Here is a 14,849-nt window from a genome sequence, read left to right as displayed (position 1 = left end):
AAAAGACTACTTACCACAATTACCATATGTGTGGCAGGTAGTCTTTTTAGATTGTTATCTATAAGGGTCATTGAATAATTATTTTACGGTTAAATTCCGTAGACAGTTCCTTTTTGTATTTATTTGCATAAACCATTCTATATATAGAATCTGCCTTGATATTTATATCCAGGATTTTTCTGTCAAAATCATCACATACGCTGTAATAATCGGAAAATTTACTTATTAAATTTATGTTACTGTTGTTTTTTATTGCAGATAAAACCCCGGAATCTTTTCTAAAGGCAAGGAGCCTTCCAAACTTAAGGTAATCATTATCTTTAAAATAATCCATATCAGCTTTGGTAATACCTAAAAGTATGTGACAAAGACATCTGGAAATGCCGGCATAGGTATAGTTTTTGGACTGAAGCATAGATATAAAGTCCTCATAGCCGGTATAATTTCCTTTTAAATTATTAATTCTGTTACTTAAAAAATCTGAAACATCACTATATTTTGTAAAATCACTTTCCTGTAAAAGAATATATCCTAAAATTTCTGAAAAATGTTTAAGAAAAATAGGTTCAGCCTTTGAATAAAGGGAAAGGGAGTTTGCCGGTATCACAGAACTTAGGTCAGGAGTATGGTTGTCTGACAAGGCATTTCTTATTCCTGAAGCAGAAGCAAATTCCATGTTTATGTTAGTGTCATTGTAACCGGCTCCCTGTCTTTTAATGAAAAAAGCCTTAATTTTTGATGATGTTTTATATAATGCTTTTAAGTATTCAATTGCTAAAATATTATTAGAAGATGAAATGATATTATCAAAATCCTCCTGAATAATGGCGGGATTTTTTGAAAGCATATATTTTTTTAATGAAATCCCACGGGCTTTTGGGAAGGTCATTCCTGATTTGAGATTTTCTAACAATGAATCTCTGTATTCTGTTGGTTCATCTGCTAATACATGGGCAATTTCTTCTAAAAGCTTTGTATTTTCCGTTTCACATCCAAAGCATAAGTAATCTATGGAGTTGAGTTTGTTAAAGAAACTTACTGATGATGTGGCAAAAGTTTCAGCAGAGGCTGTAGAATAACATACCGGAAGCTCAAAAACCACGTCGGCACCGTTTTCTATTGCAGTTTTACTGCGAAGAGATTTGTCAAAAATAGCAGGAAGTCCCCTTTGAACAAAATTTCCGCTACATAAAATTACAATATTCTCAGCTCCTGTTTTTTGACGCACCGTGTCAATTAAATATTTATGACCGTTGTGAAAAGGGTTAAATTCTGCGATTATACCTGCTGTTTTCATTGAAATCTCCTAAAATATCCTTCTAAATATAGTATACCGGATTATTGTATCATTATTGCACTATTCTATCAATTAATTAAGGCACAAATTGTTATATGTATTGTAAAATAAATAGTTGTTGTTTCTTCAAAAAAGGTATATTATAATTATTTGTGTGATTGAAGAATATATGAGAAACAAGGAGAAGATGAATATGGGTTTTATTGAGCAGTTAAAGGAAAAAGCCAGACATGACAGAAAGACAATTGTTTTGCCGGAAGGAATGGACAGACGTACATATGAAGCTGCAGAACAGATTGTTAAGGAGGATTTTGCAGATATTATTCTGTTAGCCTCAGAGGAAGAGGTGGCAAAGTATGGAAAAGATTATGACACTGAAGGCGTTACAATAATTAACCCGAGAAAATACGAAAAGATACAGGATTATGCTGAACAGTTCTACCAGCTAAGAAAGGCTAAGGGGATGACTAAAGAACAGGCATATGCCATTTTAGTCAGTGACTATATGTATTTTGCATGTATGATGTTAAAGGCTGGAGATGCAGACGGAGTTGTATCAGGAGCATGCCATTCATCAGCTAATACCCTTAGACCGTCTTTACAGATTATAAAGACAAAGCCAGGTAGTAAATTGGTTTCAGCATTTTTTGTAATATGTGTGCCTAATAAGGATATGGGAGCTAATGGTGTATTCGTAATGGGAGACTGTGGACTGAATCAGAATCCTAATCCGGAACAGTTAGCAGATATAGCTGCAAGTAGTGCAGAGTCTTTTGAGTACTTAGTTGGGGAGAAGGCAAGAGTTGCCATGTTATCCCATTCTACCCACGGCAGTGCAGCTCATCCTGATGTGGATAAAGTAGTTGAGGCTACTAAAATAGCCAACAAGGAATATCCACAGTATCTTATTGACGGAGAATTGCAGACAGATGCTGCTTTAGTTCCTGAAATAGCAGAATTTAAGGCACCGGGAAGCCCGGTAGCGGGAAGAGCCAATGTTCTTATATTCCCTGATTTAGATGCAGGAAATATTGGATATAAGCTTTTGCAGAGACTTGGACAGGCTGAGGCATATGGTCCTCTTTGTCAGGGAATTGCAAGACCGATTAACGATTTGTCAAGAGGATGTAGTGCTAAGGATATAGTTGGTGTTGTGGCAATTACAGCAGTACAGGCACAAATAGATTAAATGAGAAAAACTCATTTATAAATAGGTTCCCAATGAAATGCCACCAACGGAAAGTAGGGGCAATAAGATGTGATTAGAAGAAAACAGGAGTTTGAAATGGAAGTTTTAGTTATTAATTGTGGAAGTTCATCACTTAAGTTTCAGTTAATTAATTCAGATAATGAAAAGGTATTGGCAAAGGGACTTTGTGAAAGAATAGGAATTAGCGGCAGTGCTATTACATATGAAAGTGTTAATTGTGAAAAAAACACAAAAGAAATAGATATGCCAACTCATAATGAGGCCATAACAGCTGTTATTTCTGCCCTTACGGCAGAAAACACAGGAGTTATAAAGGATATGAGTGAAGTTGGAGCAGTAGGACACAGAGTGGTACACGGTGGAGAGTATTTTTCAAAGTCAGCTTTAGTTACTGAAGATGTACTTGAAAAAATTGAAAAGTGTAATAATTTAGCACCTCTTCATAACCCGGCAAATATTATTGGAATAAAGGCATGTATGAAAATAATGAAGGATACACCAAATGTGGTTGTGTTTGATACAGCTTTTCATCAGACAATGCCCGAGGAAGCGTATTTATATGCTCTTCCTAGAGAATACTATGATGACTATAAAATAAGAAGATATGGATTCCATGGAACTTCCCATAGCTTTGTGTCAAAGAGAGCAGCTGCTATTTGCGGCAAGCCTTATAATGAATTAAAAACAATTGTTTGTCATTTAGGAAACGGTGCCAGCATATGCGCAGTTGACGGTGGAAAATCAGTGGACACAAGTATGGGGCTTACACCTTTAGCAGGAGTTATAATGGGAACCCGTTCAGGAGATATTGACCCGGGAATTTTAGAAGTTATTGCAAATCATACAGGAAAGAATATTTCAGAAATAACTGAAATATTAAATAAAAAGTCCGGAGTTGCAGGACTTTCAGGAGTGTCTAGCGACTTTAGAGATATAGAAAAGGCAATAAGTGAAGGAAATGAAAATGCAAAATCAGCATTTGATGCTTACGTACATACTGTTGTAAAATTTATCGGTGCCTATGTTGCAGTAATGAATGGTGTAGATGTAATTGCTTTTACAGCCGGCGTTGGAGAAAACAATGGTCATGTAAGAAAAGATGTGTGCAGTCATTTAAAATATCTTGGAATTGAAATAGATGATGAGGCAAACTCAAAACGTGGAGAGGAAGTAATGATTTCCACTAAAGAGTCAAAGGTTAAGGTTTATGTTATACCAACCAATGAGGAACTTGCAATTGCAAGGGAGACGGTAGAAGTTTTAGCTTAAGCAGCAAATTGAAAAAATAAAAAAAGTATTTGACAAACCTATGGCTGATATGTATAATTTATAAGGTGCTTTGAAGAAGGAATATTATGTTAATTGATTTATACGATTTACTACAGGAAGAAGACGGGGTAAGAAATTACCCGGTAGAGCTTGAAGCGAAGGAATTTAAAACTAAAAAGAGCCGTTATCCTATTTCTGACAGTGATATTAAGTTGTCTTTTAGAAATAAGGGTAAGAAGCATATTGATTTTAAATGCGTTGGGAAGGTTACATTGATTATTCCGTGTGACAAGTGTTTAGAGCCTGTACCGTATGAGATTAATATTGATTATTTCAAAGATTTAGATATGAATAAATCTTCAGAAGAAAAGATTGCTGAGTTAGATGAAGAAGTTTATCTTGAAGGTACAAAATTTGATTCTGATGTATTTGTTTATAACGAGATTCTGGTTAGTTTACCTATGAAAGTCCTATGCAAAGAAGACTGCAAAGGAATTTGCAATAGATGCGGCGCTAATCTCAATATGGGATCCTGTAAGTGCGATAACGCAGAACCAGGTACGGGAATGTCGAAAATTTTAGATGTTTTTAATCAGTTTAAGGAGGTGTAAACCATGTCTATCTGTCCAAAGAACAAATCTTCTAAAGGAAGAAGAGATAAGAGAAGAGCTAACTGGAAGATGTCAGCTCCAAACCTTGTAAAGTGCAGTAAATGTGGAGCATTAATGATGCCACACAGAGTATGCAAGGCTTGTGGAAGCTATAACAAAAAAGAAATTGTTTCAGTTGACTAATTATAAAAAAGTGGCTGTTGCTTTAATCATTGAAATGATTGCTAAAGCGACAGCCACTTTTTCTTGATTTTATAACGTATTTTTAGTATATTATCCTTATGCAAAAAAGGAGGATTTGGAATGTCGAAAGCTATTGTAGCCTTAGATTGTATGGGTGGAGACAATGCTCCGGGAGAGATTGTTAAAGGTGCTGTTTTAGCAGCTAATGAAAATAAAAACATTAATATAAAACTTGTAGGCAGAAAAGAAGATATTGAAAAAGAACTTACAAAGTACGATTACGACAGTAATCTTTTGGAAATTATAAATGCAACTGAAGTTATTGAAACAGGGGAACCACCTGTTGCTGCTATTAGAAGCAAGAAGGATTCATCCCTTGTAAAATGTATGTACATGGTTAAAAACGGTGAAGCAGATGCCATGGTATCTGCCGGAAGTACAGGAGCTAACCTTGTAGGCGGACATGTTATTATTGGAAGATTAAAAGGGGTAGAAAGACCACCTCTTGCACCACTTATTCCTACAAAGAAGGGTGTTTCACTTCTTATAGATTGTGGGGCGAATGTTGATGCGAGACCATCTCATTTAGTTCAGTTTGCCAAGATGGGTTCCGTGTACATGGAAAATATTGTAGGTATTAAGAATCCTAAAGTTGCCATTGTTAATATTGGTGCTGAAGAGGAAAAGGGGAATGCCTTAGTTAAGGAAACATACCCTCTTTTAAAGGAAATTAAGGATATTAATTTTGTGGGAAATATTGAAGCCAGGGATATTCCTGAAGGAAAAGCAGATGTAATTGTCTGCGATGCTTTTGTGGGAAACTGTATTTTGAAATTGTATGAAGGCGTGGCATCGGTACTTTTAAGCAAGATTAAAGGAACCTTAATGGCAAGTCTTAAAACAAAAATAGGAGCTCTTCTTATTAAGAAAGATTTGAAGAAGACACTTAAATCATTTTCCATTGAGGAATACGGCGGAGCACCTCTTTTAGGTCTTAAAGGACTCTTAGTAAAAACTCATGGAAGTTCAAAAGCAATAGAAATCAAAAATTCAATTCTGCAATGTGGAACATTTAAAGAAATGGATTTAAATAATAAATTTAAAGAGAAATTAAATTTAGAAAATAAATAGATTGAAAAGGAGAGTATAATGGAATTAGAAAGATTAATAAAGGCAGTGGCTGATGTTTTAGATTTAGACCCTGCAACAATAACAGCTGACAGTAAATTTGTTGATGATTTAGGAGCAGATTCATTAGATGTGCTGGAAATAGTAATGGGAATTGAAGAAGAATTCGGTATTCAGGTTCCTACAGATGAAGCACAGTCAATAGTTACAGTTGGTGATGCTTACGAAAAAATTAAGAAAGAACTTGAAAAATAAGCCCTAGAAATAGGGCTTAAAAAACGCAATAATTTAAGAGGATATATATGAATAGTGATTACGCCTTATTAGAAACAAAAATAGAATATGTTTTTAAGGATAAAGACCTGCTGCTTAACGCATTAACCCATACATCTTTTGCTAACGAACATAGAAGTAAGGGAATAAAGGACAACGAGAGGCTTGAGTTTTTAGGTGATGCCGTTTTAGAATTGGTGTCTAGTGAGTTTTTATTTAAAACCATGCCGGATATGCCGGAAGGGAATATGACGAAGCTAAGAGCAAGCCTTGTGTGTGAACCTACTTTGGCAAATGATGCGAGGGAAATTGGTCTTGAGGAATTTATTTATTTGGGAAAAGGTGAGGAAGAAACAGGTGGAAGAAAGAGAAATTCCATTGTTTCAGATGCCTTTGAAGCCCTTATAGGAAGCATATTTTTAGATGGTGGAATAGATAATGCTAGAGATTTTATAATTAAATTTGCTTTAAATGATATTGAAAATAAAAGATTATTTTATGACAGTAAAACAATTTTGCAGGAAAGAATTAATATTGCAAAGGTTGGTAAGCTTTCATATGAAATAACAGGTGAAACTGGGCCTGATCATAATAAAACCTATGAGGTGGCTGCGATGCTTGATGACAAAGTAATTGGCAGTGGCATGGGTCATACCAAAAAGGCGGCTGAACAGCAGGCGGCGTACAGTGCCTTGAAAAAATTTAGATAAGAGGGAACAACATGTATTTAAAAAGCATTGAAATACACGGATTTAAGTCTTTTGCAAATAAAATAAATTTTGAATTTCACAATGGGATTACAGGAATTGTAGGGCCAAACGGTTCAGGAAAAAGTAATGTTGCAGATGCCGTAAGATGGGTATTAGGGGAGCAGAAAACAAAACAGCTTAGAAGCTCGAAAATGGAAGATGTTATATTTGCAGGAACAGAAAACCGTAAACCTATGGGATATGCATATGTTGCCATAACATTTGATAACTCAGATCATAAATTAAATATAGATTACGACGAAGTTACAGTTTCAAGAAGATTATTCCGCTCCGGTGAAAGCGAATATATGATAAACGGAACTCAGGTGAGATTAAAAGACATCAATGAGTTGTTTTATGACACAGGTATTGGAAAAGAAGGTTATTCCATTATAGGTCAGGGACAGATTGACAAAATATTAAGTGGTAAGCCGGAGGAAAGAAGAGAACTTTTCGACGAAGCTGCAGGAATTGTTAAGTTTAAAAGAAGAAAAAATGAAGCTTTAAGAAAACTTGACGACCAGAACCAGAATCTTGTAAGAGTTTCAGATATTTTAGGGGAACTGGAAAGACAGGTGGTTCCTTTAGAAAAGCAATGTGAAAAGGCTAAAAGATATCTTTTATTGAAAGATGATTTAAAAGTAAACGATGTAAACATGTTTTTAATTGAATACAATGAGATTAAAAACAGATTAACACAGCTTGATGAAAAAATTAAAATCGCATCAGGCGACATGCAGGTGGCATCTGATGAGTTTGAAAAAATCAAGGCGGATTACACTAAACTTGAGAAAATTATTGAAGAAATTGACAATACAATTGAAACCAAAAAGGCTTCATTTAATGAAACTATATTGAATATTGAAAAGTTCGAGGGACAGATTAATGTTATCAGGGAGCAGATTAATTCAGCAAAAAATAACGAATCCTACATTAATCAGAGAATAGATTCCGTTAATGAGGAAATTAAACAGCAGGGCATTGAATTAGAAAATGCACAAAGGGAAAAGACGGAAAATGAGGGTAAGTTAAAGGAAGTCATTGCTTCCCAAACTGAAATAAATGAACAGATTGAGGAAAAAGGTCAGGGAATAAAGGAATTAGAGGAAAAAATTGAGAAGGACAAAGGAGAAATAATTGAACTTCTTAACGCCAAGGCTTTAATTAAAACAAAAATACAAAGATGTGATACCTTGTTAGAGCAGATTAACATAAGAAAATCACAACTTAACCAGAAACTTATTGAATTTAAAAGTCAGAGAGATGGTCAGGACAACGTTATTAAGGAGTTAGAACAGCAGCTTGAAAACGTTAAAAGTGACATAAAGAAAATAAATGATACTTTAAATAAATATAACAATGATTTGGCAGATTTGAGAGTGGAAAACAGCAGACTTTCAAAGGAATTGTCGGAAAACAATGAGAAGTATCATAAATTAAAATCAAATCTTGAAACTTTAAAGAACATTACCGAACGTTATGAGGGATATGGAAGCAGCATAAAGAAGGTAATGGAATTAAAGGAAGGCCGTAAAGGGATTATTGGTGTTGTAGCAGACATTATTAAGGTTGACAAAAAGTATGAAGTGGCTATAGAAACAGCATTAGGTGGAAATATTCAAAATATTGTCACTGATACGGAAACCACGGCTAAGGACACCATTGAGTATCTTAAAAAGAACAAATATGGACGTGCCACTTTCCTGCCTCTTAGCAGTATGAGCAACAAAACTAATTTCAATGCTCCTGATGCATTAGAGGAAAAGGGAGTGTTGGGGCTTGCCAGTGACTTAGTGGATATTAAGAAAGAATACGAAGGGGTAGCTAAATACCTTCTTGGAAGAGTTATGGTGGTGGACACCATTGACCATGCCATTTCCATTGAGAGAAAATACCGTTACACTGTTAGAATTGTTACCCTTGAAGGTGAATACCTAAATGTAGGTGGTTCGATTTCCGGTGGTGCCTTTAAAAACAACAGTAATCTTCTGGGACGAAGACGTGAAATAGACGAAATTCAAAAGAAGCTTGTTATATTAAAAGAAGAAAAAACAGGTCTGGATAAGGCTTTAACAGATAACAGAGGTGAAATAAGTGTTGTTTCAGAGGAAGTAAATAAAATTACATCAGGTTTACAGGAACAGCTTATTATTAAAAATACCATTGAGATTAATTTAAAGCAGGCAAAAGATAAGAAGGACAGCATAGCAAGGGAATATAAGGATTATACCAGTGAAAGCGATGATATTGCTGTTCAGATAAGCGACATCAATAAAAACAGTGTATCTCTTAATGATGAACTGACGGGAACAGAGGACAGAAGTAACCTGTTAGAAAAGGAAGTTGTAGAGAATACAAAGAAACTTAATTCTCTAAAAGAAGAATTGGCTCAGCAAAATGGTCTTTTAGAAGAAATAAATATTGAAATTGCAAACTATAAGCAAAAGCACGAATTTATTGTTGAGAAAATCAGTAATGCAGGTAAGGTTATTGAAGGCTTTAAGCAGGAAATAGAAGATATTAAAAATAATTCTAAGGAAAACAACAATGAAATAAGTGCCAGAACAGAAGCTATTGATAATCTTACTAAAGAAACTGAGAAGAGCCGTAAGCAGGTTGAACTCTTAAAGGAAGAAATTCAAAAGGCTAAAGATGAAAAGGATAAGCAAAGCCGTGAACACAAGGAATTTTTTGAAAAACGTGAACAGCTTTCAGAGAGAATTTCAGCTTTAGATAAAGAAGTTTACAGACTAAGCAGCCAGAAAGAGGCATTAGAGGAAAAATCTGAAAACAAAGAGGCTTATATGTGGAATGAATATGAAATCACATACAGAAAAGCCTGTGAAATGAAGAATCCTGATTACAGTGATAAATCAGAGATAAGAGATAATATAGCCAACATAAGAAAAGAAATGAAATCATTAGGTGATGTAAACATTAATGCCATTGAAGAGTTTAAGGAAGTAAATGAGCGTTATCAGTTTATGAAAACCCAGCATGACGACCTTATGGAAGCTAAGGAAAATCTTCTTAAAATAATTGATGAACTTGAAGTGGGAATGAGAAAGCAGTTCAAGGAGAAATTTGAGGAGATTAAGATTGAATTTGATAAAGTATTTAAGGAGTTGTTCGGTGGTGGAAAAGGCACAATTGAGCTGACGGAAGCAGAGGATATTTTAGAGGCAGGAATTAATATTATTTCCCAGCCACCTGGAAAGAAACTCCAGAATATGATGCAGTTATCAGGTGGAGAAAAGGCACTTACAGCCATAAGTCTGTTGTTTGCCATCCAGAACCTGAAGCCTTCACCGTTTTGTCTTTTAGATGAAATAGAAGCAGCTCTTGATGGCTCTAATGTTGTAAGGTTTGCAGAGTATTTACATAAACTTACAAAAAATACTCAGTTTATTGTTATAACTCACAGACGTGGAACTATGAATTCAGCCGACAGATTATATGGTATAACAATGCAGGAAAAGGGTATTTCTGCATTAGTATCTGTAGATTTGTTAGAGAAGGATTTAACAAAATAACAGAAAGGAGACGCAAAAAGCGTATTAAATATGGCAGGAAAGTTTTTTGAAAAATTAGTTTCAGGACTTACAAAAACCAGAAACAATATTGTGTCAGGATTAAATTCCATTTTTACGGGATTTTCCAATATAGATGATGACTTTTATGAAGAGTTAGAGGAAACTCTTATTATGAGTGATATTGGAGTGAATACTACAGAAGAAATTCTTGATACATTAAAGGAACAGGTAAAAGAATTAAAAATTAAGGAGCCTATGGAATGTAAGGATTTGCTTATAAAAAACATAGAAGAGCAAATGGATATAGGGGAAAATGCATACGATTTTGAAAATCAGCGTTCCGTAATTTTAATGATTGGTGTAAACGGGGTGGGAAAAACCACTTCCATTGGAAAACTGGCAAGTCAGTTTAAGAAAAATAACAAAAAGGTAGTTTTGGCTGCCGCTGATACGTTTAGGGCGGCTGCTGCAGAACAGTTAAAAGAATGGGCTGACAGGGCAGGAGTTGACATTGTTTCAGGAAAGGAAGGCTCGGATCCGGGTTCTGTCTTGTTTGATGCCATATCATCAGCTAAAAATAAAGGTGCAGATATTCTTTTGTGCGATACAGCAGGAAGACTTCATAATAAGAAAAATCTTATGGAAGAATTAAAGAAGTTAGACAGAATCATTGAAAAAGAATATGGTGGATGCCATAGGGAAAACTTCATAGTTCTTGATGCCACAACAGGACAAAATGCCTTAGTACAGGCTAAGCAGTTTAAGGAATGTGCTGACATTACCGGTGTTATTCTTACAAAAATGGATGGAACTGCTAAGGGTGGAATAGCCATTGCCATTCAGGCGGAACTTGGCATACCTGTAAAATATATAGGTGTGGGAGAACAGATTGATGATTTACAGAAATTTGATGCACACGATTTTGTGGAAGCATTATTTAACGTACAGGAGTAATTTAGTCAGATAGAGGTATTGTTATGGAGAAAAAATTAACTTTAAGAAAATTTGAGGAAGCTAGTGAAATAGTAAAAAAAGTAACTATTAATACAAACTTAATTTACAGTGATTATTTCAGTGAACAGACAGGTAACCATGTGTATATTAAACCTGAAAACATGCAGTTTACAGGGGCTTACAAGGTAAGAGGTGCGTATTATAAAATCAGCACTCTTTCTGAAGAAGAAAGAGAGAGGGGTCTTATTACTGCATCAGCAGGAAATCATGCCCAGGGTGTAGCTTACGCAGCAAAAATATATGGAGCTAAGGCTACCATTGTAATGCCTACGGTAACTCCACTTATGAAAGTGAACAGAACCAAAAACTATGGTGCAGACGTGGTTTTATATGGTGATGTATACGATGATGCCTGCAAATATGCTTTAAATCTTGCATCAAAGCAAGGATATACATTTATTCCACCATTTGACGATTTGGATGTGGCAACAGGTCAGGGAACAATTGCCATGGAAATATTTAAAGAACTTCCAACAGTTGACTGTATTTTGGTTCCAATAGGAGGAGGCGGATTAGCAACAGGTGTAAGCACATTGGCTAAAATGCTTAATCCGAGAATTAAGGTTATTGGTGTGGAACCTGAACATGCAGCCTGTATGAAGGCAAGTCTTGAAGCAGGACATGTTGTTACATTAGATAGTGCCAATACCATTGCTGACGGTACTGCGGTAAAAACACCGGGAGAGATTATCTTTCCTTATATCCAGAAAAATATTGATGAAATTATTACAATTAAGGATGAAGAATTAATAGATGCATTTTTAGATATGGTTGAAAATCATAAGTTAGTTGCTGAAAATTCGGGACTTCTTACGGTAGCAGCTCTTAAACATCTGAAATTTAAGGACAAAAAGGTTGTTTCAATCATAAGTGGTGGTAACATGGACATAATCACAATGTCATCTACCCTTCAGCATGGATTAATCCAGCGTGGAAGAGTATTTAGTGTTTCCGTATTGCTTCCTGACAAGCCGGGCGAATTGGTTAAGGTGGCAAATGAAATTGCAAAGCAGCAAGGTAATGTAATTAAGTTAGAGCATAATCAGTTTGTTTCAGTAAACAGAAATGCAGCTGTTGAATTAAAGGTTACATTGGAATGCTTTGGACATGACCATAAGGAACAGATTCTTGAAGCCTTGAAAAAAACAGGTTATAATCCAAAGGAAGAAGCTCCAAATTTATAAAATAAAACAAAAACAAAGGTGTCAAGAAAAAATACTTGACACCTTTTGCTTTTTACTGTATTATACTCTAGGTGGTAAAATCAAATCATATAGAAAGGTATGTTTACGATGAAAGATGTATATAAAAGTTCTATGTTATATGATTTTTATGGCGAACTTCTTACGGAACATCAAAAGGAAATATATGAGGATTTTATATTAAATGACTATAGTCTTGGAGAGATTGCCCAGGAAAGGGGAATTTCAAGGCAGGGAGTTCACGACATGGTGAAACGCTGTGACAGGATATTAAACGGTTACGAGGAAAAGCTACACCTTGTAGAGAGATTTTCCAAGACTAAGGAAGATGTGAGAAGAATCTGTCAGTTAGCAGACAGTGATATAAATCAGAAAAATATTTCTGAAATAAAAATGATAGCTCAGGAAATATTAGATAATTATTAGGAGGTATGGCTTTGGCATTTGAAAGCTTATCCGATAAGTTACAGAATATATTTAAAAATTTAAGAAGTAAAGGCCGTCTCACGGAAGATGATGTAAAGGCTGCCTTAAAAGAAGTAAAAATTGCTTTATTAGAAGCAGATGTAAGCTTTAAGGTAGTAAAGGACTTTATTAAAAAGGTTCAGGAGAGAGCTGTAGGACAGGATGTTATGAGTTCTCTTACACCGGGACAGATGGTTATTAAGATTGTTAACGAAGAGCTGACAGCACTTATGGGTTCTGAAACTACGGAGCTTAAGCTTCTTCCTGATAACCAGATAACGGTTATTATGATGATGGGTCTTCAGGGTGCGGGTAAAACTACAACCACTGCCAAGATAGCCGGCAAGTTAAAGGCTAAAGGTAAAAGACCGCTGTTAGTTGCCTGTGATGTTTACCGTCCTGCAGCTATTGACCAGTTAAAAATTAACGGTGAGAAACAGCAGGTTCCTGTATTTGCCATGGGAGACAAACAAAAGCCTCTTAATATTGCAAAGGCAAGTATTGAACATGCCAAAAAGAATGGCAATAATGTAGTTATTTTAGATACGGCAGGACGTTTACATGTTGATGAGGACATGATGAATGAACTTGTGGAAATAAGAGACAATATTGATATTACACAGACTGTATTGGTTGTAGATGCCATGACAGGACAGGATGCTGTAAATGTAGCTAAGGAATTTAATGAAAAAATCGGTATTGACGGTATTATCGTTACTAAGTTAGACGGTGATACAAGAGGTGGTGCGGCATTATCAATTAAGGCAGTTACCGGAAAGCCGATTCTTTATATAGGTATGGGAGAGAAACTTTCAGATTTAGAACAGTTTCATCCCGACAGAATGGCTTCAAGAATCCTTGGTATGGGTGATGTGTTATCACTTATTGAAAAGGCTGAACAGGCTATAGATCAGGATAAGGCAAAAGAAATGGAACAAAGGCTTAGAAAGGCACAGTTTACATTTGATGATTATCTTGAATATATGGGACAGATTAAGAACATGGGTGGTTTGTCATCACTTATTAATATGATTCCCGGGGTAGGCGGTCAGATTAAGGACGACATGCTTCCTGATGAGAAACAGTTGGGAAAAATAGAAGCTATTATTTTTTCAATGACTAAAGAAGAAAGAGGAAATCCTGACCTGATTAATCCGTCAAGAAAAAGACGTATTGCCAATGGAGCAGGTGTAGACATTAGTGAAGTAAACAAACTGGTTAAGCAGTTTGAACAGGCAAGAAAAATGATGAAGAATATGCCTGGAATGATGGGGGGCAGGAAAAAACGAGGTGGATTTAAAATGCCTTTTGGCTTTTAGATATAATTGACTAATTATCAGATAAAATTTATGGAGGTAAAAAAATGGCAGTAAAAATTAGATTAAAGAGAATGGGAAAGAAGAGAAATCCTGTTTACAGAATAGTTGTTGCTGATTCAAGATCACCTAGAGATGGAAGATTCGTTGAAGAAATCGGAACATATGATCCAAATCAGGAACCAAGCTTAGTTACTGTAAATGAAGAAGCTGCAAAGAAATGGTTAGCTAACGGAGCACAGCCAACAGAAACAGTTGGAAAGCTTTTAAAGCAGGCCGGAATTGAAAAATAATTAATCGGAGGGCAGATTCATGAAAGAATTGGTAGAAACAATTGCAAAAGCACTTGTTGACTCTCCTGATGAAGTTGTAGTAACCCAGACAGAAAATGAAAGGGAAATTGTTATACAGTTACATGTTGCTTCAGATGATATGGGCAAGGTAATTGGAAAGCAGGGAAGAATTGCAAAGGCTATTCGTTCAGTAGTAAAGGCTGCATCTTCTAAATATGACAAGAAAGTTAAAGTAGAAATAGCAGAATAAAGTATTACTTTAATGCAAGTGCAACAAGGCTGGAGATTATTTCCAGCCTTGTTATT

General features: G+C 35.4%; 15 protein-coding genes. 14 read left to right on the top strand and 1 reads right to left on the bottom strand.

Annotation, left to right across the window (positions count from 1 at the left end):
* Nucleotides 1-67 precede the first annotated feature (67 nt).
* Nucleotides 68-1,297 carry a nucleotidyltransferase family protein gene (locus DWW68_RS01735; protein WP_118588649.1) on the bottom strand — a complete coding sequence of 410 codons (1,230 nt, stop codon included), beginning with the start codon at nt 1,295-1,297 and terminating at the stop codon, nt 68-70.
* Between the two features lie 193 nt (nt 1,298-1,490).
* On the opposite strand from DWW68_RS01735, the gene pta reads away from it, so the two are divergent.
* From pta to DWW68_RS01665, 14 genes are all read left to right on the top strand, one after another.
* Nucleotides 1,491-2,486 (top strand): phosphate acetyltransferase, encoded by a 996-nt coding sequence (gene pta / locus DWW68_RS01730; RefSeq protein ID WP_118588648.1) that lies wholly within the window; start codon nt 1,491-1,493, stop codon nt 2,484-2,486.
* Between the two features lie 96 nt (nt 2,487-2,582).
* Entirely contained in the window at nt 2,583-3,776 is a 1,194-nt protein-coding gene (locus tag DWW68_RS01725; protein WP_118588647.1) for an acetate kinase, read from the top strand.
* Between the two features lie 86 nt (nt 3,777-3,862).
* Nucleotides 3,863-4,387, top strand: coding sequence for a DUF177 domain-containing protein (locus DWW68_RS01720; protein ID WP_118588646.1), 525 nt, complete (start codon nt 3,863-3,865; stop codon nt 4,385-4,387).
* Nucleotides 4,388-4,390: 3 nt separating this feature from the next.
* The gene (gene rpmF / locus DWW68_RS01715; protein WP_021953116.1) at nt 4,391-4,570 is read left to right on the top strand and encodes a 50S ribosomal protein L32; all 180 of its coding nucleotides are present in this window, start codon (nt 4,391-4,393) and stop codon (nt 4,568-4,570) included.
* Between the two features lie 120 nt (nt 4,571-4,690).
* The gene (gene plsX / locus DWW68_RS01710; protein WP_118588645.1) at nt 4,691-5,701 is read left to right on the top strand and encodes a phosphate acyltransferase PlsX; all 1,011 of its coding nucleotides are present in this window, start codon (nt 4,691-4,693) and stop codon (nt 5,699-5,701) included.
* 18 nt (nt 5,702-5,719) lie between these two features.
* Nucleotides 5,720-5,953, top strand: coding sequence for an acyl carrier protein (gene acpP / locus DWW68_RS01705; RefSeq protein ID WP_021953114.1), 234 nt, complete (start codon nt 5,720-5,722; stop codon nt 5,951-5,953).
* A 47-nt stretch (nt 5,954-6,000) separates the two neighbouring features.
* Nucleotides 6,001-6,681 carry a ribonuclease III gene (rnc, locus tag DWW68_RS01700; protein WP_021953113.1) on the top strand — a complete coding sequence of 227 codons (681 nt, stop codon included), beginning with the start codon at nt 6,001-6,003 and terminating at the stop codon, nt 6,679-6,681.
* 11 nt (nt 6,682-6,692) lie between these two features.
* On the top strand, nt 6,693-10,253 hold the full coding sequence (smc, locus tag DWW68_RS01695; RefSeq protein ID WP_118588644.1) for a chromosome segregation protein SMC: 3,561 nt from the start codon (nt 6,693-6,695) through the stop codon (nt 10,251-10,253).
* Between the two features lie 30 nt (nt 10,254-10,283).
* Nucleotides 10,284-11,207: a signal recognition particle-docking protein FtsY gene (gene ftsY, locus DWW68_RS01690; RefSeq protein WP_118588643.1), complete on the top strand. Its 924-nt coding sequence runs from the start codon at nt 10,284-10,286 to the stop codon at nt 11,205-11,207.
* A gap of 23 nt (nt 11,208-11,230) precedes the next feature.
* Entirely contained in the window at nt 11,231-12,451 is a 1,221-nt protein-coding gene (ilvA, locus tag DWW68_RS01685; RefSeq protein ID WP_021953110.1) for a threonine ammonia-lyase, read from the top strand.
* A 108-nt stretch (nt 12,452-12,559) separates the two neighbouring features.
* Nucleotides 12,560-12,895, top strand: coding sequence for a YlxM family DNA-binding protein (ylxM, locus tag DWW68_RS01680; RefSeq protein ID WP_021953109.1), 336 nt, complete (start codon nt 12,560-12,562; stop codon nt 12,893-12,895).
* 11 nt (nt 12,896-12,906) lie between these two features.
* The gene (ffh, locus tag DWW68_RS01675) at nt 12,907-14,253 is read left to right on the top strand and encodes a signal recognition particle protein (RefSeq protein ID WP_118588642.1); all 1,347 of its coding nucleotides are present in this window, start codon (nt 12,907-12,909) and stop codon (nt 14,251-14,253) included.
* A gap of 44 nt (nt 14,254-14,297) precedes the next feature.
* On the top strand, nt 14,298-14,543 hold the full coding sequence (gene rpsP, locus DWW68_RS01670) for a 30S ribosomal protein S16 (protein WP_021953107.1): 246 nt from the start codon (nt 14,298-14,300) through the stop codon (nt 14,541-14,543).
* 19 nt (nt 14,544-14,562) lie between these two features.
* A complete protein-coding gene (locus tag DWW68_RS01665) occupies nt 14,563-14,793 on the top strand; it encodes a KH domain-containing protein (protein ID WP_021953106.1) in 231 nt (76 codons plus the stop codon).
* Nucleotides 14,794-14,849 lie beyond the last annotated feature (56 nt).

Source organism: Eubacterium sp. AF16-48 (assembly GCF_003479405.1).
GTDB classification, from domain to species: domain Bacteria; phylum Bacillota; class Clostridia; order Lachnospirales; family Lachnospiraceae; genus Eubacterium_G; species Eubacterium_G segne.
Note: the sequence above shows the minus strand (reverse complement) of the source record. Positions and strands in the feature narration are given on the sequence as shown.